Consider the following 24,891-nt stretch of genomic DNA (forward strand, 5'->3'; position numbering starts at 1 on the left):
CGCCGGGGCCGCCGCGCGGCCTCCCGGGTGCTCAGTCCTTGGTGGGGTGCGGAGTGGACCCGTACGCCGTCAGGAAGCGGTCGCGGAACGAACTCATCTTCCACACCGGGGCGTTGTGCGCGGGCATCAGACCGTCCGACCAGTTCCAGGAGGCCACCTTGTCCAGGACCTTCGGGTCCTTGGCGACGATCGACACCGGCACGTCACGGCTGGCGTGGTTGCCGCTGACCCGGGCGATGGGCTGGTGGTCGCCGAGGAAGACGAGAACCGTGTCCTTGCTGCCGTAGCGCTCCAGCCACTGCGTGAGGCTGGTCACCGAGTACTGGATCGACCTGCCGTACTCCTGCTTGGAACGGGTGGAGTCGGCGATGATGTCCGACGGCTTGTTGCCCGCCTTCTGGATGGGCCCGAACACCGAGCCGTCACCGAGCTGGTCCCAGCCCACCGACTTCGGGATGGGCGCCCACGGCTGGTGGCTGGAGGTGAGGATGATCTCCGACATCAGCGGCTTGTCGCGCTTCCTGCCGTGCTCCAGCCGCTGGAACGCCTCCAGCGCGTACTGGTCGGGCATCGTCGACCAGCTGAACTTCGGGCCCTTGTAGCCCATCTGGAAGGCGTTGTAGACCTTGTCCAGGCCGTAGTACTTCGCCTCGGGCCAGCCCTTCTGGATGCCCGGCATGACCCCGACCGTGTTCCAGTCGCCGGTCTTCTGGAACGCCTTGGTGAGGCTGAGGTGATCGCCGGCCATGACCGTGCGGTAGCGCTGCTGGTTGTCGATCCACAGGCCCGACATGGTCGTGGAGTGGCCGAGCCAGCTGCTGCCGCCGTACGTCGCCGAGGTCAGCCACCCGCTCTTCGCGTGGAAGCCGGCCTTGGCCAGGGCCGCCGTACGGACCTTGAGCGTCCGGTCCACGCCGGGGGCGATGGCCGGGTCCTCGATGGCGCTGCGGCCGTAGCTCTCGATGAACGTGAAGATCATGTCCTTGCCCCGCAGATCGGGCACCAGCTGGGCGCCGGGCGTCCCCCCGAAGCGGTCGGCGCCGGCCTCCTTCGCGAACGAGGCCTCGTCCCTGAGGGTGTCCCTGACCCTGTGCGCCTGGATCTGGAGTGCGCCGGCCGCCCGGTCGGAGGCGACCGGCATGCCCGCCACCTGGATGCCGAGCGTGGAGCAGGTGACCCAGGCGATGGCCGCGATGAGCGTGGAGCGGGTCGCGGTCCGGGCGTTGCCGGCCAGCAGGTTGGCGAGCCGGACCGTCGCCAGCGCCATCACCACGAGCAGCAGCAGGACCAGGACGACGAGACCGACGGTCGCGGCGATCGCCGTCGTCCGGCCCAGCGAGTCCGCCACGTACGACTGGGCGTCGGGCAGCAACTCCCAGTCCAGGACGGCGTTGAAGCCCCGGCCCAGGTATTCGTTGAAGCCCATGTCGAGGACGTTCAGCACCGTCAGCACGCCCAGACCCACCCCGGACACCGCCGCCACCACGATGCGCGGCCGGCGCGGCAGGGCGATCACCACCGCCGCCCCGACGATCGCCTCCGCGGGCAGCCGCGTGAACCGGTTCAGGTGCAGCGCGGCCTCGTTGTTCGGCAGCAGCAGGGCACCGAGCACGAGCGCCGCCGCGAGCACGCTCACCGCCCAGCGCAGCACCCGCGCGGCCTCCGGGTACCGGGTCCGCCAGGCCCGGAGGTACGCCAGGCGGGATCTGAGGGTGGCGGGGGCGGGGGCCTCGGGGGCCTCGGGGGTGGCGGCCTCGGGGTCCGCCGGGGCCGGGGTCTTGGCCTCGGGGTCCGCCGGGGCCGGGGGCTCGGGTGCGGCCTCGGGGTCCGCCGGGGTGGCGGCCTCGGGGTCCGCCGGGGCCGGGGTCCTCGCGTCCGTCTCCGTCGCCGCGGCGGACGGTGTCGCCGGTGCCGTGCCCGCTTCCGGGGCGGCCGGCGCCGCGGGCTCGGGCGACGGGGACGCCTCCGTGTCCGCCGGTGCCGCCGACGTGCTCTCGGGTGACGGCGACGGCGCCGGCGACGACGCGTCGTCGTCCGGCGCGGGCAGATGGCGAAAGCGCGTGAAGACAGGCACCCGAAGGTCCTTCCGTACGAAACCCGGTGAACCGGCGGACCCGACACGGGGGGAACGATTCCGCCGTAATCCCGTACGGCCGGTGCGCGAGCCCTGTTCAGCCCTGACGGACAAGAGCTCGGCAAACACCGGGCAAACGCCTCACCAACCCCTCACCGGACCGCGCGCCGCCGGCCCCGCACCCCCCCGGCTACGCGCCGCCCACCGCGGTGAGCAGCGCCAGCGGGGCCGCCGCCGACCGGGACTCCCGCACGCAGGCGTGCGGGTAGGGGACCGGCTCGGCGTGCGTGTCGCGGCCGTAGCCCGCGATCACCTCGGGCAGGCGGTGGCCGGTCGCCGTCGCCGCGTCCACCAGGGCGTGGGCGACCGTACGCGCCTCGTCGTGCAGGCCGTAGCGGGCCAGGCCCAGCGTGATCAGCGCGTTGTCGTGCGGCCAGACCGAGCCGCGGTGGTACGACAGCGGGTGGTACGCCCGCTGCCCGGCCGCCAGCGTGCGCACGCCCCAGCCGGAGAAGAAGTCGGGCGCCAGCAGACGCCGGCCGACCAGCTCGCCGTACTCCTTGTCCAGCAGTCCCGACCACAGCAGGTGCCCGGCGTCGGAGGCCAGCGCGTCCACCTGCCGGCCGTCGCCGTCGAGCGCGAGCGCCGGGAAGGAGTGGGCCCGCATCCAGAAGTCACGCTGGAACCGGTCGCGCAGGTCGGCGGCGGCCTGCTCCAGCAGAGCCGCGTACACCTCGTCGCCCCACACCGTGCGGGACAGGTGCGCGGTGCGGCGCAGCGCGTCGTACGCGTATCCCTGGGCCCCCGCCGCCAGCACCGAGCCGCTCGCCCGGGTGCCGTCGGCGGAACAGATCGCGCCGGGGGAGTCCTTCCAGTTCTGGTTGGCCAGGCCCCCCTGGTCGGCGCGGTAGACCAGGTAGCCGCGGGAGGTGAGGCCGCCGTGGTCGAGCATCCAGCCGATCGCCGCGCGGGCGTGGGGCTCCAGACGGCGGGCCAGGGCCAGGTCCCCCGTCTGCTCGACGTACGCCCCGAGCAGCACCAGGAACAGCGGGGTGGCGTCGACCGAGCCGTAGTACCGCCCGTACGGCACCTGCCCGAAGTGCGCCAGTTCCCCGTGCCGCACCTCGTGCACGATCTTCCCGGGCTGTGCCACCGCGTCGGGGCCGACCTCGGTGGCCTGCGCCGCGGCGAGCGCGGGCAGCGTGGCGGCGGCCAGCTGCGGCCGGTAGGGCAGGGCGAACAGCGAGGTGAGCAGGGCGTCGCGGCCCAGCAGGGTCAGGAACCAGGGGGCGCCCGCGGCGGGCACCCGCAGCTCCTCGCCGTCCGGGCCGGTCGCCGGGACCTGGAGCGAGGCCAGGTCGGCGAGACCGCGGGCGCAGGCCGCGGCCAGCTCGGGCCAGCCGGTCGGGAAGGCCACACCCTCCACGAACTCGCCCTCCAGAGCCAGGAGTTGCTGGTTGAGGGCGGCGGGGGAGCGGGGCACGCGCCGGGCCCGCCGGTCGCCGTGCGGCCGTGCCATGACCCGCAGCGTCAGTTCCGCCGACCCGTGGGCCTCCAGCTCCAGCGCCCACACCAGGCGCCGGGCGCCCGTGCCGGTCTCCTCGACGGCGTCCGGCGCGGGGTCCGCCGTCACGGTCGTGACGGACCGCCATTCCCGGCGCCGGTAGGTGAACTCCACGCCGTCGTCGTGGATGTGGCGGGAGCGGGTGGCTCCGGTCTTGGCGTAGGTGCGGTGGTCGGAGCGCAGTTCGAACTGGTCGGCGAAGTCGGCGTCCGCGGTGACCGCGAGACGTACGGTGGTCGGCTCCGGGCGGTTGCTGGTCACCCGCAGCGACTCGACGAACGCGCCGTCCCCGACGGCCTGTTCGCGGAAGAGCGTGTACGCGGGCGGTTCCTGCCGGCCGCCGCGCGGGACGAGGACGCAGCGCGCCGTGTCCCCGTCCGCGACCGGCGTGAGTGCCTCGGGCACCGCGCCGTCGACCGTCAGTTGCCAACGGCTCAGGTGCCGCGCGTCGCGCACGAACAGTCCGTCCGGGGAGCTGCCGCCCCGGACCCCGCTGATGTCCCCACCGTCACCCACGGCGGCGAACGTCCCACCGTGCACGAGCAGATGATGCCGGTCCGTCATCCCCGGTCCCCTCCCTTGACGCCGTTGCGTGCCTTGCCGCCCGGGCCGCTGGGGCCCGCGCTGGGCGGGCCGTTCACGTCCGGCCTGTTCCGGTTGCCGCTGTCGCGGTGCCGGCCGATCCCGTCCGGACGGGTCCCGTCCGGGCCGCTCACGTGGTCCGGCTGTTCACCTCACTCGGGTCGCGCGGGCCGGGAACGCCGGTGCTCCGAGGCGTGCCGATGCCGCTGTCCGTGCCGGTGCCGGTGCCCGTGCCCGGGGCGCCGGGTGCGCCGCCCGCGAGGGGCTCGTGCAGCAGGTCGAGCGTGAGCGCGGCGGTCCAGCTGAAGCCCGTCGCCCCGCAGCCCTCACCGGTGTACGGGTCGACGTACTCCGCGAAGTCCGAGGTCCCGGCGGTGCGCAGCACGGCCTCCCGCAGCGCCTGTGCCCTGGCCTGCTCGCCGTGCTGCCGCAGCCCCCGTTCCACCAGCCAGCTCGTGTTGAACCAGGCCGGTCCGCGCCAGTAGCGATGCGGGTCGAAGGCCTCGCCGAGCAGGTCGTAGCTCGGTACGAGTCGGGTCGAGGTGCCGAGCCCGAAGTGGGGGGAGTACACCGTCTCGACCAGCCGGGCGGCGATCTCGCGCGGCAGGCCGGGCAGCAGCAGCGGGATCAGCCCGGAGACGCTCCGCTCGGGGACCAGTTCCCCGCCGCGCACGTCACGGCAGAGGAACATGCCCCGCGCCGGGTCCCAGAGCCGGTCGACGAGCGCGGCCGTCAGCCGCTCCGCGCGCGCGTGCCGGGCCGTTCCGGTGGCCCCGAGTTCCCGGGCGATGCGGGCCAGCGCGTGCTCCGAGGCGATGAGCAGCGCGTTGAACGCGGGGTCCTCCACCGCGAACTCGCTCGCCCCGTCGGCGTACTGGCCGTCGCGGTAGTCCGTCGCCAGCCGCACGTACCGGCCGTAGTCCAGATCGGTCGGCCGGTCGTCGGCGGCGCCGTGGTCGAGGTCGGCGCGGCGGAACGAGCGGGCCGGGGCGGGCGTGATCCGGCTCAGCGGGGCGTCCCAGCAGGGACTGTTGTCCATCCCCTGCTCCCAGGGGTGGACGACGGACGCCAGCGAGCCCCCGCCCAGGTCCCGCCGGTGCAGCAGATAGCGGTGCCAGGCGGCGAGGCGCGGGTACACGCCCGTCAGGAAGCCGCGCGCCCGTGACAGACCCGGGTCCGCGCAGTGCACCAGCCACGCGGCCAGGGCGTGCACCGGTGGCTGCACGATGCCCGAGGTCTGTACGGTGCGCGGGGCGCCCGCAGCGCGCCCCGCGGTCGAGGAGCGCCAGAAGTCGGGGCTCGGGAAGTACGCGTCGAGCGGGACGGAGGGGTTGAAGACGATGTGCGGGATGCGGCCGTCGCCCCACTGGGCGCCCAGCAGTGTCTCCAGTTCCGTCTGGGCCCGTAACGGCGACAGGTGGCGCAGGCCGATCGCGATGAACGCCGAGTCCCAGGACCACTGGTGCGGATACAGGCCGCGCGAGGGCACCGTCGAGGTGCCGGTCCAGTTGCCCTCCAGCACCCGGGCCGCCCTGACGTGCAGTGACGGCCTGGTCACCGCCGGATCGTATGCAATGGGCCCCGGGCCGGAAACCTCACCCTGGCCGGAGAACGGAGGTGAGGAGGTGGTGCGCGCGTGGTCCAGGCGTCCCGCGATACGAGCGGTCAGTTGGGTTGTGCGGTCCACTCAGGCTCCCCGAAGACGTACGGCCGACCAGTTCGGCAGTGGCCACCGTAGGGTTACGTCTATTTAACACGCAAAACTCAATATGTAATGCAACATGGAGAAACACAAGGGGGTGCGCATGACCGGAAGGCCCGGCAGGACCGGGAGGGGCGCGAGCCAGGCGAGTGCGGGAGACCTGCTCGAACTGGTCCGCAGCGGGCGCGCCACCACCCGCGGCGCGCTCCAGCAGGTGACCGGACTCTCCCGCGCCACCGTCGGCCACCGCCTCGACCGCCTCTTCCGCGCGGGCTGGCTGCGCGAGGGCGCCGGCGGCCCGGTGGACTCCCCGCAGGGCGGCCGACCCTCGATCACCCTGGAGTTCGACGACGCCCACGCCGTCGTCGTCGCCGCCGACCTCGACACCCGGCACGCGCGCGCCGCCGTCCTCTCCCTGACCGGCGAGATCCTCGCCGAGCACAGCGGGACCCCGCGCCTGGAGGACGGCCCCGAGGCCGTCCTGGGCGAGCTCGGCCGCTGGTTCGCCGAACTGGTCGAGAAGACCGGCCGTCGGGCGGAGGAGGTCTGCGGCATCGGGCTGGCGGTACCCGGGCCCGTCGACAGCGAGAGCGGCCGGGTCGTGCAGCCGCCGATCATGCCCGGCTGGGACGGCTACGACATAAGAAGCCGCCTGGCCGGAGCCTTCACCGAGCGCACGGGCGCCCCGGCAGTGCCGGTGCTGGTCGACAACGACGCCAACCTCATGGCGTACGGCGAACAGCGCACCGCCCACCCCGACTGCTCGGCGTTCGTCCTGGTCAAGGTGTCGACGGGCATCGGCGCGGGCGTCGTGGTGAACGGCTCCGTCTACCGCGGCGTCGACGGGGGCGCCGGGGACATCGGCCACATCCGCGTCCCCGCGGGCGCCGACCTGCTGTGCCGGTGCGGGTCCTACGGCTGTCTGGCCGCCGTGGCCAGCGGTGGCGCCGTCGCGCGGAGGCTGGCGGAGGCCGGCGTGCCGGCCGCCTCCGGCTCGGACGTGCGGGACCTGCTGGCCTCGGGGCATCCGGAGGCGGCGGCCCTGGCGCGTGAGGCGGGCCGGCAGGTCGGTGACGTGCTGGCCACCGTGGTGACCCTGCTCAACCCGGGGGTCCTGATGATCGCGGGAGACCTGGCCGGCACGCCCTTCCTCACGGGGGTGCGCGAGCTGCTGTACCAGCGGGCGCTGCCGCGCTCCACCGGCCACCTGGACGTGGTGACCTCGCGGCTGGGGGAGCGGGCCGGGCTGGTGGGGGCCGGTGCGCTGGTGGTGGAGCATCTGTACGCGCCGGAGCGGGTGGAGGACCGGCTGCTGGCGCTCGGCGTGTGAGGTCGGCCGTCGTCACGGTTCCCCGCGCGCGTCCGCATCATGAAATTCCATGGGCCGGACCAGGTGATTCTCGCCACCCCTGATCAGGGTTCCGCTCAGATGAGCGGATCATGGGCGGCTGCACTTCTCCAAGGGGTGGCACTCAGTGCCACCCCTTGATCGTTCATCGATCGAAATCAAACGTGCCGAAAGACGCTCACCTGAGCGCTATGGTGGGACTATGGACGCGGTTCAGGGGGCCGTCGCGTTCAAGAAGTGAAAACACAAACGGCCGGTCGCTTGCCAAGCCTTGACTTTCGATCCGCTGGCGGACGGCTGGTTACAGGCGCATGACACGCAAGTGGACGTACCCAGGCGCCTTCGATCTGGGTATGTTCCTGCCCGTCAGGGCAGCCACCGCGTCCTCGAGGAGTCGAGACCCGTGTCGGAAAACAGAGAACCCCACGTAGCTGAGCACGGCACCAGCGTTGAGGGCGTGAAGTTCGTCTACGACTTCACCGAAGGCAACAAGGACCTCAAGGACCTCCTCGGCGGCAAGGGCGCCAACCTCGCCGAGATGACCAACCTGGGCCTTCCGGTGCCTCCGGGCTTCACCATCACCACCGAGGCCTGCAAGGTCTACCTCGACAGCGGCGACGAGCCGGCGGCACTGCGTGACGAGGTGAGCGCGCACCTCGACGCCCTCGAAGCCAAGATGGGCAAGAAGCTCGGCCAGGCCGACGACCCGCTGCTCGTCTCGGTCCGCTCCGGCGCGAAGTTCTCCATGCCCGGCATGATGGACACCGTCCTGAACATCGGCCTCTCCGACAGGTCGGTCCAGGGCCTCGCCGCCCAGGCCGGCGACGAGCGGTTCGCCTGGGACTCCTACCGCCGCCTGATCCAGATGTTCGGCAAGACCGTCCTCGGCGTCGACGGCGACCTCTTCGAGGACGCCCTGGAGAAGGCCAAGGACGCCAAGAAGGTCACGGTCGACACCGAACTGGAGGCGGCCGACCTCAAGAAGCTGGTCACCCGGTTCAAGCGGATCGTCAAGACCGAGGCCGGCCGGGACTTCCCCCAGGACCCGCGCGAGCAGATGGACCTCGCCATCCACGCGGTCTTCGACTCCTGGAACACCGACCGCGCCAAGCTCTACCGCCGCCAGGAACGCATCCCGCACGACCTCGGCACCGCCGTCAACGTCTGCTCGATGGTCTTCGGCAACCTCGGCCCCGACTCGGGCACCGGCGTCGCCTTCACCCGCGACCCCGCCAGCGGCCACCAGGGCGTCTACGGCGACTACCTCCAGAACGCCCAGGGCGAGGACGTGGTGGCCGGCATCCGCAACACGGTCCCGCTCGCCGAGCTGGAGACCATCGACAAGACGTCGTACGACCAGCTCATGCAGATCATGGCCACCCTGGAGAACCACTACAGGGACCTGTGCGACATCGAGTTCACCATCGAGCGCGGCCAGCTGTGGATGCTGCAGACCCGCGTCGGCAAGCGCACGGCGGGCGCGGCCTTCCGCATCGCGACCCAGCTCGTCGACCAGGGCCTCATCGACGAGGCCGAGGCGCTCCAGCGGGTGACCGGCGCCCAGCTCGCCCAGCTGATGTTCCCCCGCTTCGACGAGCACACCAAGGTCGCGCAGGTCGGCCGGGGCATCGCGGCCTCGCCGGGCGCGGCCGTCGGCAAGGCCGTCTTCGACTCGTACACGGCGGTGAAGTGGTCCCGCTCCGGCGAGAAGGTCATCCTGGTCCGCCGCGAGACCAACCCCGACGACCTCGACGGCATGATCGCGGCCGAGGGCATCCTCACCTCGCGCGGCGGCAAGACCTCGCACGCGGCTGTCGTCGCCCGCGGCATGGGCAAGACCTGTGTCTGCGGCGCGGAGGAGCTGGAGGTCGACACCAAGCGCCGCCGCATGACCGTCCCGGGAGGCCACGTCGTCGAGGAGGGCGACCTGATCTCCATCGACGGTTCGAGCGGCAAGGTGTACCTCGGTGAGGTCCCCGTGGTCCCCTCCCCGGTGGTGGAGTACTTCGAGGGCCGGATGCACGCGGGCGCCAACGACGCCGACGAACTGGTCGAGGCCGTCCACCGGATCATGGCCTTCGCCGACCGCAAGCGCCGGCTGCGCGTGCGCGCCAACGCGGACAACGCCGAGGACGCGATGCGCGCCCGCCGCTTCGGCGCCCAGGGCATCGGCCTGTGCCGCACCGAGCACATGTTCCTCGGCGACCGTCGTGAGCTCGTGGAACGGCTGATCCTGGCGGACACGGAGACCGAGCGCGAGGAGTCGCTGAAGGAGCTGCTGCCGCTCCAGAAGAAGGACTTCGTCGAGCTGTTCTCGGCGATGGACGGCCTGCCGGTCACCGTCCGCCTCCTCGACCCGCCGCTGCACGAGTTCCTCCCCGACATCACCGAACTCTCGGTCCGGGTCGCGCTCGCGGAGTCCCGGCAGGAGCCGCACGAGAACGAACTGCGCCTGCTCCAGGCCGTCCACCGCCTGCACGAGCAGAACCCGATGCTGGGCCTGCGCGGCGTACGCCTCGGCCTGGTGATCCCGGGCCTGTTCACCATGCAGGTACGGGCGATCGCCGAGGCCGCCGCCGAACGCAAGGCCGCCAAGGGCGACCCGCGGGCGGAGATCATGATCCCGCTGGTGGGCACCGTCCAGGAGCTGGAGATCGTGCGCGAGGAGGCGGACCAGGTGGTGGCCGAGGTCGAGGCCGCCACCGGCACCGAACTCAAGCTGGCCATCGGCACGATGATCGAGCTGCCGAGGGCCGCGCTGACGGCCGGTCAGATCGCGGAGGCTGCGGAGTTCTTCTCCTTCGGCACGAACGACCTCACCCAGACGGTGTGGGGCTTCAGCCGTGACGACGTCGAGGCATCCTTCTTCACCGCGTACCTGGAGAAGGGCATCTTCGGCGTCTCCCCCTTCGAGACGATCGACCGGGACGGCGTCGGCTCCCTGGTCAAACTCGCCGCGGAGGCCGGCCGCGCGACCCGGCCCGACCTGAAGCTCGGCGTCTGCGGCGAACACGGCGGCGACCCGGAGTCGGTCCACTTCTTCCACGAGGTGGGTCTCGACTACGTCTCCTGCTCCCCGTTCCGCATCCCGGTGGCCCGCCTGGAAGCGGGCCGCGCGGCCTCGCAGTCGACGGGCAGCGACCACCGGTAGTTCGACCGGACCCTCCGGAACCCCGGAGCCGTCACCCGTCCCCGACCCTCACGACGGGGTGACGCCTCCGGAGCACAAAGAGCGGGCGGCACCCTGTGCGGGGGTGCCGCCCCCTCATGCGTCACCCGTAGAGACTGTCAAGCGGCACCTTCCAGGGCGGGCCCTGCGTTTTGCCAGTCTTGAGGGGTGCCCCCGACACGCTTTCCAATTGTGGTGGTGGGGTGTTGGGGCGCGTGCAGGTGCGTTCATGGGTGGCTGGCCTGTGGAGTCAGTCCGGGCGTTGGTCTCGCCTGAACGGCCGCGAACGGGGCTGATTGAGACGGAAACTGAGACGGCGACGTGCACTGCCTACGTGCATGGCACGTCGTGGGGCAGGCCGCAGGCGTCGTCGCGCAAGTGCAGCCTGCCGAGGGCCTGGACCAATCCGAGGGGGTAGGGATGCATCGCCCACTTGGCGTGATAGCCAACCTCGCCGTGCTCCCTGAGTAGAGTGTGGGCTGCTTCCAAAACAGCGTGAGCGAACGCCGAGCGCGGATGGGTCGACTGCCACATCACCGTGCCGTCGGAGTCCGGAAGGTCGGGGCTGACGGCGATGTCGGGGAACTTGTAGATGGTCACGTTGATCGCGTCATCTGTTGTACGGAGCGTCCAGCGCAGCTCCTGCGGCTCGGCGTCGAGGAAAAACCGGGCTGAGCGCTGCTGCCCGTACAGCTCGCCTGTTGCTGCTACGAGGTCCGCCAACGCGTCAGTGCAGTAACTGGCGATCATCGATGCTGTCTGAGAGCCGTCGGCTAGGTGGCATCGCGCCCAACCATGTCCCACCAGTTCCCACTTCAGCTGAAGGACAACTGCTGGCCCTTGCTCGATCGACATGAGCCCAGGCTACGGGCAGCGATTGACCCTGAGCTTGGGAAGCTGAAGTGATCTACGGACGATTGTCCGGCTGACCTGGGCGGGAGCGCTGCCAGCGTCTGATTGCGTATTGGACCAGTACCCGGCGTTCCCAGTGGTTCCCCCACACCATCTGGCACGGGTCTGGCACGTCTGTCTTCTACGGACGGTGGAGCCAGAGTCGCAAGCATCCTCCATATCGAGGGGGAGTCATGGCACTGGGGCGTATGGGCGCACGGCACATCGTCGTGGATGGCACGGCCTACCGCTGGCGGTTGCCACGTCGGCCTACCTACGCTCAGGGCCTGGCCTGGTCACCGGGCACGTACGCGGTCGAGCACGCGGGCACCCCGGGGACGACGCTTGTGGCCACCACCAATCAGGCGCACCCGAGCAACTGGATCGGGCGCCAGGCTGAAGCGGTACTGCCGTCCGCCGTTGCCCGAGCCATCGAACGCGCCCTGCGCGAGGGCTGGATTCCAACGGCTTCAGGGTCCCCCCTCCATCTCAACCTGTTCGCCGACTTCACGCCCTGGCCCTGAGCGGAAGGTGAACACCGCTTTAGGAGCCAGGTGAGGCAAGCATTGGCCTGACCTGTGGATTCCCCGGCTTGAGTTGCGTGGCCGGCGCGTCCCACTGCGCACCGCGATTTCCCCTGAGTGCCCGCTCGTTCTGGCACAAGAGCGGCACGCCAGGGCACGAGCGAGGAGCTAGGCTCCGCCTTCGGCATGGAGTGAAGAGGAGTCAGGGACGTCATGTGGGACGGGCCTTTTTACCGTGTGCAGCGGGACGGGTACGAGATCTGTTTCGTGCCGGATGTGGGCGAAGCGCTTGAGGACGTCTGCAACGTCGACATGTGGGTGATCTTCGCGGATGGCCTCCGGTGGTCAGGGACCATCTTCACGCTCGCGGAGGTGCAAAGGCTCATGGATCGGTGGGTGACGACGGGTGAGGAGCTGGGAGGAAGCTTCTTCGCCTGCTGGGACGGCCTCATTGTCCGCGACGCTGGCATCTCGGCCATGGTGAGAGTTGTGGATCATCTGGTGCATGCAGGTGAGTATGAGACCGTGTTCCGCTCCGTAGACCGCGCGGACTCTGACGCGGGCTGATCGCCTCGATGCGAACTATGGGCACGACGCTTGCTGACCGTCTCTCGGGCATGTCGGACGGGCGCTCAGGGCCGTTAGTGGTCGGGGCTGGTCGGACGGTTGCTGCACTGCGCTTCTGTACAGCCGCAACGGACGACGGCCCCTGCGCGAGCATGCCTACTCTCCTCGAATGGACGACGCCCCTTGCTTCTGCCTCCTCTGCGCCCCGACGGAGTGGGGCGGCCCCGTGTCGGGGGAACGCGACAGCCGTATAGCCAAGAGCGTGGTGGACTTCGGCTGGCATGTCATGGGCGTGGCCGGCGATGATGCCCCCGGCGATTGGGGCTACTCCATCGGTCTCTGGCACGCACTGCGCAGTCCCGAGGTAAGCGTGTTCGGCCTGCCGTCGCAGACCGCGATGCGCGTGGCGAACGCCGCTGGGGCAGCAATACGGGGTGGCAACCCACTTGAGCCCGACCAGCGCCGGGGAGACGTCCTCAACGGCTACGACGTGGCCGTCCGGCCCGTGCATCCCAGCTGGTACCACGACTTCTTCGGCGCCGGCATCGACTTCTACCAGACCCCGCCACTGCCGATCATGCAGCTGTTCTGGCCGGACAAGGACGGGCGGTTCCCTTGGGAAGAGGGTGCAGACGAGCGCTGTCGCACGGGGCAACCACTGCTCTGGATCGCAAAAGACGAGACCACCGGCCCGTGGACCGAAGTCACGTGAGGTCGGTGGAGTCTCAGTGCCGAGTCGACCCGCTTGAGCGGTCTTGGAAACCGTCGTGGCAGCGATGTCACCGTGGGTTCAAATCCCACACCCACCGCAGCAGGTCAGGAGGTTGCAGGAGAAGGGGTGCCTTCTCCGGCGCGGCACCCCTTCGGCGTAACCGTGTCTCACCCTGATTCGCCGGTACCCCGCCTTTGACCAGTATGCGCGGCCAACCTGCGGCCAGGATTTACGGCTTCTGCGTCGAACCGGATGCGCTGCTGGGAAGCTCGTCATCGTGGGTGTCGGCTATGAGTTCGGCGAGGGTGAAGTGGGCTTCGTAGTTCGACCATCGGTTTTCGACGCGCACGACGTAGCTGCGATCGGACACGCGGAAGACCCGTCTTCTCTCTCGGCGGCGCCCTGCTTCGGTGAAGGCCTCTGCAACGGTGTCGATGATCCGCAGCATCTCTGCAAGGGCTTGGGCTTCGGTCCCTTCCAGTTCCTTGTGGATGTTGTACCGGAAGGCTTCCGCCTCACCGTCAGCCTTCACGATGGCCCATCGGGGCATGGTGTTCTCCAGTCCGTGACACGACATGAGCCGCGAAGTCACGTAGCCCCGTCGCGCAGTGGGCCCGAATCCGGCTTCGGGCTTGGTGATCTTGGCGCGGGGAGACTATCGGACAGGGAACGGCCGGACGCCTGTGTTCTGGATCTCTACAGGGTGCGTTCCTCAGCCCTCATGCTCTGCCAGCCCCTGCGAACGACGGCTACCGCTTCAGCGCTCGGTAGCTCTTCAGGAGCGAGGTGGAGCGACCCTGCGGCTGGCCTGCAAAGGAAGCACTCTGGCTGACGTGGGGCACGCTGCCCACTGGCGCCTGCTGTTCCCCGTGAGTCCCCGCTCGTTCTGGCACGGTTGTGGCACGGAGAACGTCCGATCCGGTGGTCGAAGCTCTGCTAGGGGTCAGTGCTGCGGCGCTTCCCTGGCAGGAATCTCGAATCCGGAGGATTCATCCCACGGAACCGCCTTCCACAGGCTCACCACAGCGGCCCAGATGTGGTGCACGAGGGCCCAGTCGGGGTTGTCCCCGCTGAGGGTGATGGTGGCAAGCAGGTCGCATCCCCAGATGCCCCACTCGTCATTGGGCGATGCAGCGATCACGGACTCTGCGATCTCGGCCACGCCCACGTGTAGTTCCAGTGTCAGCAAGTCCGCGACCGGCCCGTCGCTGTCCTTACTGCAGGCTATCGCCAGGCGGGCGGGGTGCGCTGGCCCGTTTAAGCGGCTTGGACGGGCCGGTGGGTGGACGGTGAAGAGTCGGTTGTCGCGCAGGAGGGCCCGTAGGACGTCGACACGTTGGCGGGCGAGGGCGATGACGGCCTGGACGTGCTTGCAGCCCTCGGCCCGCTTCTTCAGGTAGTAGTCGGGGCTGGGGCCTTCGCGGTTGATGCTGGTCGGCGACTGCGTCGGGGTTGCGGGCACTGCGTCCCTTGAGCCAGGCCGTGAGACGGGTTTGGCCGTGGCGGCGTATGGCTGCCGGGCTCTGGTGGCGGGTGAGCAGAATGAACGAGCCTTTGTGGTCGGCACAGTCGAAGGCCCGTTCCAGGGCGGGGAAGATCCCGGGGAGCATGTCGCGGAGCCGGTTGAGCATCCGGACGCGGTCGGCGATCAGGTCCGTGCGGTGGGCGGTCAGCAGAGCCGGATCGGCTGCCTCCTGGCCGGGGACGTCGATGGAGGTGAAGTCCCGCCGCAGGCATGCGGTTTCTGCGATCACGTAGGGGTCCCGGGCGTTCCCGGCCGGACGGTCAACCGGATGTCCGGGTCCTACCGCGGTGAAGCCAAGACCGGGAGTTGGGGGATCGGCGGGAGGTTCACCTGATGTGGTGGCGGTGGGCGAGGATGAAGGATTCTCCGCGTCACTGATCCACTACTGTGCGTAACTCCAGGCGGTGGTGGGGCCGTTCGGACGCAGAAGAGGTGACCTGTGAAGAAGGCAGTGGTGGGCGTGATCGCGGCAGGAGTCTTCCTGGTGGGGGGGCGGCACGGCGCTCGCGTCCTCGTGGCATTCCCTGCCCCCGCTGACGCCGAAGGGGGTGGCTTTCGAGCACGGCTCCTACCGGTTCAACCCGCCTGCACGGAACCACGGTTCCTTCGAGTGGAGCGGCTACCTGCGGGATGCCCTCCCCGACGACCGCCACAACGGATACGTGCAGGTGCGGGTCGAAGGCCATGACGCGGTCCGCTACTACGGAAAGCAGCGGGCGGTGAAGTTCATGCACCACTCCAACTGGTCCGGCGCACAGCGCTACACGGACGACGCCTACCTGCGCGTGTGCCGTGACACGGGCGCCCTCCGGCCGGACAACTGCACCCTGGAACAGCACTTCCACTACACCGGCCAGGGCTGAGTGGGAGTCCCGATCAATACGTCAGAGATCCTTGTCGCCGATGGAGTCGACCTCTTCTACGGCCCGTCGCAAGCCGTCAGAGGGGCGTCGCTCGTGCTCCGCCGGGGCGAGACAGCGGCGATCACCGGACCCAGCGGATCCGGTAAGTCGTCGCTCCTGTACTGCCTGGCCGGAGTACTTCCCGTCGTGGCCGGTGAAGTCCGTTTCGAGGGAAGCTCGTTGGGTGATCTCGGTGACGAGGAGCTGAGTGCCCTGCGCCGGAGCCGCTTCGGTTTCGTCTTCCAGTACGGCGAGTTGCTGCCCGAGCTGACCGTGGAGGAGAACGCCGCTCTGCCGCTGAGGCTGGCAGGGCAACGCAAGCCCGCGGCCCTGGCCGCGGCCGGCGAGGTGCTGGGACGGCTGGGCCTCGCCGACCTTCGGACACGGCGCCCCTCACAGGTGTCGGGCGGACAGAGCCAGCGGGTCGCCGTGGCACGCGCGCTCGTGCACCGGCCGGCGGTGGTCTTCGCCGACGAGCCGACCGGCTCCCTCGACAGCGCCAACGCCACCGCCGTACTGGAGGAGTTCCTCACTCTCGCCCGCTCGCAGGGCACGGCTGTCGTCCTCGTCACCCATGACGCGGACGTCGCGGCCAAGGCGGACACCCGGTACACGATGGTCGACGGTGTCCTCACCGCGCAGGGGAGAGGGCAGCGGTGAGGGAACTGCTGCTGGGGTTGCGGCTGCTGGCCGGCAGCGGGCGCGGCAACCGACTGCGCTTCGCACTGATGACACTGGGCGCTTCCATCGGGGTGTGCTGTCTGGCCATCGTCCTCACGATCCCGGGCATTCTGGCGGCGCAGGACGGGCGGATCGCGGCCAGGTAGCCTGTCATCGCGCGCGACGGCTCGCACAACGCCGTCTTCGAGGGCTCCCCCCCTGAGCCTGGAGAGAACCGACCCCTACGGATCGAGGCCGCTCACCCGCATCTTCCTGGCCCGCGGCGACAGGGACGTCGAAGCCCCGCCCGGGCTGACGTCGTTCCCGCACGAGGGAGAGGTGTTCGTGTCCCCCCGGCTGTGCGCGCTGCTGCGGGCCGAACCGGATCTGGGCCGGCGCCTGCCGGGGCGGGAGAAGGGACTGATCAGCTCCGGAGGGCTGGCGCGCCCCGACGAACTCGTCGCGTACCTGGGCGTCAGCCGTGGTGAGCTGACCGACGGCTGGCCCGTCGCCCGGTTCGGCGTGCGAGAGGCGCTGCGGACCACGGTGGAGCCGTCGACCCTCGACATCCTGCGCTTCACGATGGCGGGGGTCGTCCTGCTGCCCCTCGCGGTGTTCCTCTCGGTCTGCGCCCGTCTGTCGGCGGCCGACCGAGCCCGGAGACTTGCGGCACTTCGGCTGCTCGGACTGAGCGCGAAGGGGGTCCAGCGCGTCAACGCCGCCGAGACGGTCGCCGCGGCCGCACTCGGCGCGCTCCTCGGGCTTGCCGGGTACCAGGTCCTCAACCAGCTGATCTCGCGGGTGGGGCTGCCCGGCTTCACGTGGTACCCGGGTGACGGCGCGCTGTCCGCCTCGACGCTCGTCGCGTGTCTCCTCGGCTGCCCGGCGCTCGCCTGGTTCGTGGGGCGAGCCAGTGCCCGGAAGGCGGCGGCGAACCCCCTCGCCGTGCGCCGCAGCGCGGTCGACAAAGCGCCTTCGCCCTGGGGTTTCCTCCCCCTGATCGGAGGGCTGGGCATCGCGACGGGGTACTGCGTCGCCGGGGCGACCGGTCACGCACCTCGGGACACCGGGCTGTCCTCCTGGCTCGTCCCTGCGGCCGCGCTCCTGATCGGCGGGGGTCTGGTGGTGTCACTGCCCCCGCTGTGCCGGTTCCTGGCCCGGCAGATCGCCCGGTCCACCCGTTCGCTGGCGCTCGGCCTCGCCATGCGCCGCAACGAGGCCGAAGCGGGTGGCGCACTTCGCGTGGCGACCGGGCTCGTCCTGCTGGTGTTCGCGGCCTCCCTGGCCCAGGGGGTCCTCATCGAGCTGGACCAGGTCTCCAAGAACACCTCGCCGGTCCAGTTGTACGACATGCCGTACGAGCAACTCAGCCCTGCGCAGCGGCGATCACTCGCCCGACTGCCGGACCTCCGCTCGCATGTCACCGTTCTGCGGTCAGCGCCTTTGTACGACGACGCGATGCAGCCGTTGTCGCCCGAGTTCGTCCTGGTCACCTGCCCCCAGGTGCGCGACGCCGTGCCGTGGGTCAAGGGATGCGTCGACGGACGGCCGCGGCGGCGCGGGACTCCGCAGCGCCCCCGGACGGTTCCGAGGCGCCCGTCGGGGCCCGGTTCCGCATCGAGGCGGACGCCGCGCGACCGGTGACCGTCGTGGTACCCCGGAGCACCGCCCGGTACCGCGACTACACGGGCATCGAGGTGTTCTCGGGTGAGTCGATCGTCCTCCCACCCTCCACGCTGCCTTCCGACGCGAAGTGGGCCGGGGCGACCTTCCGGCTGATCAGTGATTCCGAACCCTCGACCGTTCGCGGTGTCCTCGACGACATCGGCCGGATCGCCCCCACCGTCAGCCTCATCCCGCAGGGATCGACGTCGACGGACTGCAGCAGATCGCCGTGATCCGCACCCTGCTCGCCGTCGGTATGGTCCTCGGCCTGTTCATCGGTGTCGCCGCCTACCTCGTCGCCGCCACCGACCGGGCCGTGGAGCGGCGGCCGCAGGTCACCGCGCTCGCGCCGCTCGGGGCGCGGCCCCGTACGCTGCGGGCCGTGCAGGTGACGCAGGTCGTGCTGCCGCTCGGGGTGGGGCTCGTGCTGGCCGTGGTCGCCGGGAAGGCGGCCGAGTCCAGCTACCTCGTCACCGGGGGAGGCGCGGTCTTCTGGGACGGCGCGGGGGTGCCGCTGCTGCTGGCCTGCGCCGCCGGAGTCGTGGTCGTCGCCGCTCTCGGCGCGCTGCCGTTGCCGGGCCGGCGGATCGACCCGGAGCTGATCAGGCGGGACTGAGGCGCCGGAGTTCACGCGTCGCACGCGATCCCGTCGTTGTCGCGGTCCAGGTGGGACGCGTAGCCGGGCTCACCGCGACGGATGGGGGCGGCGCCGGCGGCCCGGGCCTCGGTGCAGTTGGCGTAGTAGACGTCACCGCCTCCCGAGCCGCTGTCGTCGGCGCCGCTGTCCTCGGCTGGCTCGGCCGTGACGGTTCTGGTCGCTCTGACCGTCCTGGTGGCCTTGACCGTCCTGGTGGCGGTCACGGTGGCCGCCGGTTCGGGCGCGGCCGTCTTGGTGGTGGTGGCCGTGACGGTGACCGTCGGCCGTGGCGCGGCGGCCGCCGGCTTCGCGTCGGTCGTGGTGTCACCGCCGTCGCCGCCGGCACCGATCCCGACACCGACGAACAGCGCCACCGCGAGCGCGGGCAGGACGAACCGCTTGCGGGCCCACTTGGGCGGCTGCGGCACGGCGTACGGATTGCTCATGTGGATCCCCCAGAGGTGCGGTCGAGGGGAATGACCGTATTGCCGCCGCTCCCGGCCGCGTGGCTGAAGTATCCGTTCCGTGACATCCGGTGACGGTCCGGCAGACGCCGGGCCGTCACCGGATGTCCGGCGCCGCTACGCCGTCCGGATCTCGTACGTCCGCACCCGTACCGTCTCGTCGTCCAGGCAGGTTCCGGACTCCAGGTCGAAGCGCTGCTTCAGGAGAGGGGAGGCGACGAAGGGGCGGCCCTGGTGGGTGCCGGTCAGGCCGCGGGAGAGGACGGCCGCGCCGCCGAACGGGTCGCGGTTGTCGATGGCGTAGAGCCGGCCGGACCGGTCGCGGAAGAGGGCGGCCTGGCGGCCGTCGGGCAGCAGGGCCGCCACCCCCCGGCCGGGCAGCAGCGCGCTCAGGTCGCACACCGTGAACCAGGCGTCGTCCAGGTTCAGTTGCAGCTTCAGGTCGGTCGTCTCGGGTGCCAGGGTCATCGCTGGGCGCTTCCTTCCAGGGGTCGCATGCCGATGGACAGCAGTGGCAGGTCGGGCTTGATCTGGTCGCGCTCGGGGACGAAGCCGACCACCGGGTCGGGGGTGTCGGGCGCGTTGACGAAGGACACGAACCGGGCGAGCTTCTCGGGGTCGCTGATGGTCGTCGCCCACTCGTCGCGGTAGCCCGCGACATGGGCGGCCATGAGGGACTCCAGCTCCTCGCAGATGCCGAGGGAGTCCTCCACCACCACGTCCCGCACGTGGTCGAGGCCGCCCGGGATGCGCTCCAGCCAGGTGGAGGTGCGCTCCAGGCGCTCGGCGGTGCGGATGTAGAACATCAGGAACCGGTCGATGAGGCGCACCAGTTCGGCGTCGGAGAGGTCCTGGGCCAGCAGGTCCGCGTGGCGCGGGGTGGCGCCGCCGTTGCCGCCGACGTAGAGGTTCCAGCCGTTGGCGGTGGCGATGATGCCGAAGTCCTTGGACTGGGCCTCGGCGCACTCGCGGGCGCAGCCGGACACCGCCGACTTCAGCTTGTGCGGGGACCGCAGGCCCCGGTAGCGCAGCTCCAGGTCGATCGCCATCCGGACGGAGTCCTGCACGCCGTAGCGGCACCAGGTCTGGCCCACACAGGACTTCACCGTGCGCAGGGCCTTGCCGTACGCGTGGCCGGACTCGAAGCCGGCGTCGACCAGGCGGGCCCAGATCAGCGGGAGCTGCTCGACGCGCGCGCCGAACATGTCGATGCGCTGACCGCCGGTGATCTTCGTGTAGAGGCCGAAGTCGCGGGCGATCTCCCCGATCACGATCAGCCCCTCCGGGGTGATCTCACCGCCGGGGATGCGCGGTACGACCGAGTACGAGCCGTTCTTCTGCAGGTTGGCGAGGAAGTGGTCGTTGCTGTCCTGGAGGGCGGCCTGCTCGCCGTCCAGGACGTAGCCGCTCGCGCCGATCGTCGGGGCGAGGGAGGCAATGATCGAGCCGACGGCCGGCTTGCAGGTCTCGCAGCCGTCGCCGCCCCGGGCGCCGTCCCGGCCGTAGCGGTCCAGGAGGTCCTGGTAGGTGTTGACGCGCAGGGCGAGGACGATCTCGTACAGCTCCTCGCGGGTCTGTGCGAAGCAGCCGCACAGGCCCTTGTCGACCTCGACGCCGCTCGCCTCCAGCTCGGCGGTGACCAGCTGCCCGAGCACCTTGACGCAACTGCCGCAGCCCGTACCGGCCTTGGTGCACTTCTTCACCTCGGGAACGGTCGTGCAGGAGTGCGCGGTGACCGCTCCGCGGATCGTGCCCTTGGTGACGTTGTGGCAGGAGCAGATGACCGCCTCGTCGGGGAGGGCGGCGGGGCCGAGCTGGGCGCCGCCCCCGGAGCCCGCCGGCAGCACCAGCTGCTCGGGCGAGATCGGGGGGACCGAGCCGGTGAGGGCGCGCAGCGTGCCGTACGCCTCCGCGTCGCCGACCAGGATGCCGCCGAGCAGCTCGCCGTCGCGGCCGATGACCAGCTTCTTGTAGGTGCCCGAGCGGGAGTCGGAGTAGACGACGTCGAGGCAGTCCGCGGTGGTGCCGTGGGCGTCACCGAAGGACGCCACGTCGACGCCGAGCAGCTTCAGCTTGGTCGACAGGTCGGCGCCCGTGAAGGCCGCCTCGTCCTGGGCGATGGTCGCCGCGGCGGTCTGCGCCTGCTCGTAGCCGGGGGCGACCAGGCCGTACACCCGGCCGTCCGCGGCCAGCGCGCACTCGCCGATCGCGAACACGTGCGGGTCACCGACGGTCCGGCACTGCTCGTCCACGGTGATGCCGCCGCGGTCGCCGACGGTGAGGCCGCTGTCGCGGGCGAGTTGGTCGCGCGGGCGGACCCCGGCGGAGAACACCACCATGTCGGTGGCGAGTTCGGAGCCGTCGGACAGTTTCATGCCGGTGACCGCGCCGTCCTCGCCGACCACGATCTCCTGCGTGCCGGTTCCGGTGTGGACGCTCAGGCCCATGTCCTCGATGGTGCGCAGCAGGGCGGCGCCGCCGCCGTCGTCGACCTGCACCGGCATCAGGCGCGGCGCGAACTCCACGATGTGGGCCGCCAGTCCGAGGCCCTTGAGGGCGCCGGCCGCCTCCAGGCCGAGAAGGCCGCCGCCGACCACCGCGCCCGTGGTGGCGCGCGCCTTCGCGTACGCCTCGATGGCGAACAGGTCCTCGATGGTGCGGTAGACGAAGCAGCCCTCGGCGTCCTTGCCCGGGACCGGCGGCACGAAGGGGTAGGAACCGGTGGCCAGAACCAGGGTGTCGTAGGCGACGGTCAGGCCGGAGCGGGCGGTCACCGTCCGCGCGGCGCGGTCGATGCTCTCCGCCGGGTCGCCGACGTGCAGTTCGATCCCGTGGTCCTCGATGAACTCAGGGTCGGTGACCGACAGGTCCTCGGGGGTACGGCCCGAGAAGTACGAGGTGAGCTGCACGCGGTCGTAGGCCGGCCGCGGCTCCTCGCACAGCACGACCACCCGGTGCGTGGCGGTCAGGCCGCGCTCGGCGAGCGCTTCGAGGAAGCGCTGGCCGACCATGCCATGGCCGACGAGCACGATCGTGGGGGTGCCCCCCAGGGTGGCGGTCATCAGGAGCCTCCGTCGTTGGTGAGCAGGTGGAGCGGGGGGCCGCCGTCGGAGGGCAGCGGCTCTGCTCCCTCCCAGGCGCGCGCGAGCGCGCCGACGGTGCCGAGTTCGCCGACGAGAACCCCGCCGACCAGGCGGTCGTCGCGGACGACGACCTTGCGGTAGGTGCCGCGGGTGGCGTCGGCGAGCTGCACGACGTCGTCGCCGGGGCGCGCCTCCGTCTCGCCGAACGCGGCGAGGTCGAAGGCGCTGTGCCCGGCGAGCGTGAGCCGGGTCAGGGAACGGGTGCCGGTGTAGCGGGCGCGGGTGCCGCCCGCCAGCAACCCGGCCAGGATCTCGGCCTGTTCGAGGGCCGGCGCGGCGAGGCCGTAGACCGTGCCGTCGTGCTGCGCGCAGTCGCCGACGGCCCGGATGTCCGGGTCGGAGGTGCGCAGTTCGTCGTCGACGAGGACGCCCTTGTGGACGGCGAGTCCGGCCTGCTGGGCGAGGCCGACCCGCGGGTGGACCCCGCAGGCCAGGACGACGAGGTCGGCGTCGAGGGCGTAGCCGTCGGCCATCTCCACCGAGCGGACCGCGCCGCCGACACAGCGCACGTCGCGGACGCGGCACTCGGTGTGCACCTCGACGCCGAGCTCCGTGAGGTGGCGGTGGACCAACCGGGAGGCGCCCGGGTCGAGCTGACGTTCCATCAGCCGCTCGGACTGCTGGGCCAGGACGACCTGTGCGCCGCGCACGGCGAGCGCGCGGGCCGCGGACACCCCGAGCAGCCCGCCGCCGATCACGACCGCCCGCACCCCCGGCCGTACCGCCTTGGACAGGCCCAGGCAGTCGTCCATCGTGCGGAACGCGTGGACGCCCTCGGGCAGTTCGTGATCGGGGGTGAACAGGCCGCGCAGGGGCGGGAGTACGGGGTTGGAGCCGGTGGCCAGGACGAGCGTGTCGTATGCGATCACCGAGCCGTCCGCGCAGCGCACGGTCCGCTCGGCGCGGTCGATGCCGGTGACCCGGGCGCGCGTCAGCCCGGCGGGCGCCGGCAGGGCGATCACCTCGGGGTTGTAGCGGCCGGCCAGCACCTCGGCGAGCAGCACCCGGTTGTACGGCCGGTGTTCCTCCTCGCCGACCAGCAGGGCGGGCGTGCCGAGCTCACCGAGCCGCCGGGCGAGCCGTACGCCCGCGAGCCCGGCGCCGATCACCACCACACGCGTATTCGAGGTCATGTCCAGGAGCCTGCGGGGTGGGTGTTACCCGACCGCATCACATCTGTTTCCCGCGAGGAACGCTGCCCTCAGCTGGAGCGGACGCCGGGTGTGAGGGTTCCCAGAGCGCGCCGGGGGCCCGGTGTGAGGGGGCCGGCGGGCGGCCGGGGCTCGGCTGACCGGCCCCGGCGGACGGCCGGCGCGGGGGCGGGGGGCCGTGGTGTGAGGGGCCCTCCGGGCGGCCCGGGCTCGGTCCGAGCGGTGGTGGGGGCGCACCGCGGCGCTCCGCCGAAGCTCAGGATTCGCTCAGGTGCATGGACGGCGGACGCTCCTGTCTCTAGGGTCGCGATCATGCCCGACATAGCGCTGACCACGGTCGTTCTCCTCTGCCTCGCGGCCCTCGCGGCGGGCTGGATCGACGCCGTGGTCGGCGGGGGCGGCCTGCTGCTCCTGCCGGTCCTGCTCCTCGGGCTGCCGGCGGGCACCCCGGCCGCGTCCGCGCTCGGCACCAACAAGGCGGTCGCCATCGTCGGCACCACGGGCGCCGCCGTGACGTACGCCCGCCGGGCCCCGGTGGACGTCCGGACCGCCGTCCGGATCGGCCTGGCCGCGCTGGCCGGCTCCTCGGCCGGGGCGTTCTTCGCGGCCGGGATGAGCACCGGCGTCCTCAAGCCCGTGATCATGGTGGTGCTGCTCGCGGTCGCGGCCTTCGTCATCCTGCGGCCCGCCTTCGGCACGGCCCCGACGCCCGGCCCGGCGACCCGCCGCCGAATCCTGGCCGCGATCGGCCTCGCGGGCCTCGGCATCGGCTTCTACGACGGGCTGATCGGCCCCGGCACCGGCACGTTCCTGGTCCTCGCCCTCACCGCGGTCCTCCACCTCGACCTGGTGACCGCCTCCGCCACCGCGAAGATCGTCAACTGCTGCACCAACGCGGGGGCGCTGGCCATGTTCGCCTGGCAGGGCGCGGTCCTGTGGCAACTCGCCGCGCTCATGGCCGGGTTCAACCTGGCGGGCGGCACGCTGGGTGCGCGCACCGCACTGAAGAAGGGCAGCGGGTTCGTCCGGGTCGTGCTGCTGACGGTGGTGTTCGCCCTGGTGGCGAACCTGGCGTACGAGCAGTGGATCGCCTGAGAGCAGCGGCGGGCGGCCGGGATGCGCGCCGCGGGGACGCGAGCCGGTGGGGACGCGCGCCGGCTGGGAGGCGCGCCGGGGGGAGGCGCGCAGGTGGGGATGTGCGTCGGCCGGGGGCGAGCCGGTAGGGATGTGTGCTGGTCGGAACGCGCGGTCGCCGGGGACGCGCGCTGCTGGGGACACCAGCCGGTGGGGATGCGCGCCGCTGGGACGCCCGCCGGTAGGGACGCGCGCCGGTCAGGATGTGCGCCACCGGGGCCTCGCGCCACCCGGGCCTCGCGGCCGACCGAACTTCGCGGCCGACCAGGACGCGCGGCCAGCCGGGCCTCGTCCCGCCCGGGCCTCGCGCCGCCCAAGACGGGCGGCCAGCCGGGGCCTCGCGGCCAGCCGGGCCTCACGGCGTCCGGGCCTCGTGCCGCCCAAGACGCGCGGCCACCGGGGCCTCGCGCCGCCCAAGACGCGCGGCCAGCCGGGCCTCACGGCGTCCGGGCCTCGCGCCGCCCAAGACGCGCGGCC

The 24,891-nt window shown here is 71.4% G+C and carries 21 protein-coding genes, 1 tRNA gene and 1 pseudogene; 13 read left to right on the top strand and 10 right to left on the bottom strand.

What is annotated here, in order from left to right; genetic code table 11:
• Window positions 1-31 precede the first annotated feature (31 nt).
• The 3 genes from ABZT03_RS26445 to ABZT03_RS26455 form a co-directional block, all read right to left on the bottom strand.
• Window positions 32-1,699: a CDP-alcohol phosphatidyltransferase gene (locus ABZT03_RS26445; protein ID WP_356043483.1), complete on the bottom strand. Its 1,668-nt coding sequence runs from the start codon at window positions 1,697-1,699 to the stop codon at window positions 32-34.
• Between the two features lie 565 nt (window positions 1,700-2,264).
• Window positions 2,265-4,202 (bottom strand): glycogen debranching N-terminal domain-containing protein, encoded by a 1,938-nt coding sequence (locus ABZT03_RS26450; RefSeq protein ID WP_356043433.1) that lies wholly within the window; start codon window positions 4,200-4,202, stop codon window positions 2,265-2,267.
• 148 nt (window positions 4,203-4,350) lie between these two features.
• Window positions 4,351-5,778 (bottom strand): trehalase family glycosidase, encoded by a 1,428-nt coding sequence (locus ABZT03_RS26455; RefSeq protein WP_356043436.1) that lies wholly within the window; start codon window positions 5,776-5,778, stop codon window positions 4,351-4,353.
• A 247-nt stretch (window positions 5,779-6,025) separates the two neighbouring features.
• Between ABZT03_RS26455 and ABZT03_RS26460 the strand changes: the two genes are divergently transcribed.
• Together ABZT03_RS26460 and ppdK are read left to right on the top strand one after the other, a co-directional pair.
• Window positions 6,026-7,252: an ROK family protein gene (locus tag ABZT03_RS26460; RefSeq protein WP_356043439.1), complete on the top strand. Its 1,227-nt coding sequence runs from the start codon at window positions 6,026-6,028 to the stop codon at window positions 7,250-7,252.
• Window positions 7,253-7,727: 475 nt separating this feature from the next.
• Complete coding sequence (gene ppdK / locus ABZT03_RS26465) at window positions 7,728-10,421, top strand: pyruvate, phosphate dikinase (RefSeq protein WP_356043486.1); 2,694 nt, start codon at window positions 7,728-7,730, stop codon at window positions 10,419-10,421.
• Between the two features lie 348 nt (window positions 10,422-10,769).
• Here the strand turns inward: ppdK and ABZT03_RS26470 are convergent, their stop codons facing one another.
• Window positions 10,770-11,294, bottom strand: coding sequence for a hypothetical protein (locus tag ABZT03_RS26470; protein WP_356043441.1), 525 nt, complete (start codon window positions 11,292-11,294; stop codon window positions 10,770-10,772).
• A 230-nt stretch (window positions 11,295-11,524) separates the two neighbouring features.
• Between ABZT03_RS26470 and ABZT03_RS26475 the strand changes: the two genes are divergently transcribed.
• From ABZT03_RS26475 to ABZT03_RS26490, 4 genes are all read left to right on the top strand, one after another.
• Complete coding sequence (locus ABZT03_RS26475; protein ID WP_356043444.1) at window positions 11,525-11,854, top strand: hypothetical protein; 330 nt, start codon at window positions 11,525-11,527, stop codon at window positions 11,852-11,854.
• A gap of 213 nt (window positions 11,855-12,067) precedes the next feature.
• Window positions 12,068-12,421: a hypothetical protein gene (locus tag ABZT03_RS26480; protein WP_356043447.1), complete on the top strand. Its 354-nt coding sequence runs from the start codon at window positions 12,068-12,070 to the stop codon at window positions 12,419-12,421.
• A 169-nt stretch (window positions 12,422-12,590) separates the two neighbouring features.
• Window positions 12,591-13,133 carry a DUF4262 domain-containing protein gene (locus tag ABZT03_RS26485; RefSeq protein ID WP_356043449.1) on the top strand — a complete coding sequence of 181 codons (543 nt, stop codon included), beginning with the start codon at window positions 12,591-12,593 and terminating at the stop codon, window positions 13,131-13,133.
• Window positions 13,134-13,137: 4 nt separating this feature from the next.
• A tRNA-Pro gene (locus ABZT03_RS26490) sits at window positions 13,138-13,230 on the top strand.
• A 132-nt stretch (window positions 13,231-13,362) separates the two neighbouring features.
• On the opposite strand, the gene ABZT03_RS26495 is transcribed toward ABZT03_RS26490, so the two are convergent.
• Both ABZT03_RS26495 and ABZT03_RS26500 read right to left on the bottom strand, forming a co-directional pair.
• Window positions 13,363-13,683, bottom strand: coding sequence for a hypothetical protein (locus tag ABZT03_RS26495; RefSeq protein ID WP_356043452.1), 321 nt, complete (start codon window positions 13,681-13,683; stop codon window positions 13,363-13,365).
• Between the two features lie 735 nt (window positions 13,684-14,418).
• Window positions 14,419-14,905 (bottom strand): annotated as a pseudogene (locus ABZT03_RS26500) (transposase); the annotation flags it as partial.
• Window positions 14,906-15,206: 301 nt separating this feature from the next.
• Here ABZT03_RS26500 and ABZT03_RS26505 point away from each other — a divergent pair.
• The 6 genes from ABZT03_RS26505 to ABZT03_RS26530 all read left to right on the top strand — a co-directional run bounded on the left by ABZT03_RS26505 (window position 15,207) and on the right by ABZT03_RS26530 (window position 18,501).
• Entirely contained in the window at window positions 15,207-15,521 is a 315-nt protein-coding gene (locus ABZT03_RS26505; RefSeq protein ID WP_356043455.1) for a hypothetical protein, read from the top strand.
• 27 nt (window positions 15,522-15,548) lie between these two features.
• Complete coding sequence (locus ABZT03_RS26510) at window positions 15,549-16,220, top strand: ABC transporter ATP-binding protein (protein ID WP_356043490.1); 672 nt, start codon at window positions 15,549-15,551, stop codon at window positions 16,218-16,220.
• Window positions 16,217-16,387 carry a hypothetical protein gene (locus ABZT03_RS26515; protein WP_356043458.1) on the top strand — a complete coding sequence of 57 codons (171 nt, stop codon included), beginning with the start codon at window positions 16,217-16,219 and terminating at the stop codon, window positions 16,385-16,387. Before ABZT03_RS26510 ends, ABZT03_RS26515 begins: the two co-directional genes overlap by 4 nt.
• A gap of 178 nt (window positions 16,388-16,565) precedes the next feature.
• A complete protein-coding gene (locus tag ABZT03_RS26520) occupies window positions 16,566-17,864 on the top strand; it encodes an FtsX-like permease family protein (protein WP_356043461.1) in 1,299 nt (432 codons plus the stop codon).
• On the top strand, window positions 17,861-18,118 hold the full coding sequence (locus ABZT03_RS26525) for a hypothetical protein (RefSeq protein ID WP_356043463.1): 258 nt from the start codon (window positions 17,861-17,863) through the stop codon (window positions 18,116-18,118). Before ABZT03_RS26520 ends, ABZT03_RS26525 begins: the two co-directional genes overlap by 4 nt.
• Window positions 18,115-18,501, top strand: a complete 387-nt coding sequence (locus ABZT03_RS26530) for an FtsX-like permease family protein (protein ID WP_356043465.1) — start codon at window positions 18,115-18,117, stop codon at window positions 18,499-18,501. Before ABZT03_RS26525 ends, ABZT03_RS26530 begins: the two co-directional genes overlap by 4 nt.
• A gap of 11 nt (window positions 18,502-18,512) precedes the next feature.
• Here ABZT03_RS26530 and ABZT03_RS26535 read toward each other — a convergent pair whose 3' ends face one another.
• From ABZT03_RS26535 to ABZT03_RS26550, 4 genes are all read right to left on the bottom strand, one after another.
• Entirely contained in the window at window positions 18,513-18,968 is a 456-nt protein-coding gene (locus ABZT03_RS26535) for an excalibur calcium-binding domain-containing protein (protein ID WP_356043467.1), read from the bottom strand.
• Window positions 18,969-19,103: 135 nt separating this feature from the next.
• Window positions 19,104-19,454, bottom strand: a complete 351-nt coding sequence (gene nirD, locus ABZT03_RS26540; protein WP_356043469.1) for a nitrite reductase small subunit NirD — start codon at window positions 19,452-19,454, stop codon at window positions 19,104-19,106.
• Window positions 19,451-22,048, bottom strand: a complete 2,598-nt coding sequence (gene nirB / locus ABZT03_RS26545) for a nitrite reductase large subunit NirB (RefSeq protein WP_356043471.1) — start codon at window positions 22,046-22,048, stop codon at window positions 19,451-19,453. Before nirB ends, nirD begins: the two co-directional genes overlap by 4 nt.
• Window positions 22,048-23,262 carry an FAD-dependent oxidoreductase gene (locus ABZT03_RS26550; RefSeq protein WP_356043473.1) on the bottom strand — a complete coding sequence of 405 codons (1,215 nt, stop codon included), beginning with the start codon at window positions 23,260-23,262 and terminating at the stop codon, window positions 22,048-22,050. Before ABZT03_RS26550 ends, nirB begins: the two co-directional genes overlap by 1 nt.
• Window positions 23,263-23,592: 330 nt before the next feature.
• Here ABZT03_RS26550 and ABZT03_RS26555 point away from each other — a divergent pair, with 330 nt between their 5' ends.
• Entirely contained in the window at window positions 23,593-24,375 is a 783-nt protein-coding gene (locus ABZT03_RS26555) for a TSUP family transporter (RefSeq protein WP_356043475.1), read from the top strand.
• Window positions 24,376-24,891: the final 516 nt, after the last annotated feature.

It is taken from the genome of Streptomyces sp. NPDC005574, assembly GCF_040605435.1.
Taxonomy (GTDB): domain Bacteria; phylum Actinomycetota; class Actinomycetes; order Streptomycetales; family Streptomycetaceae; genus Streptomyces.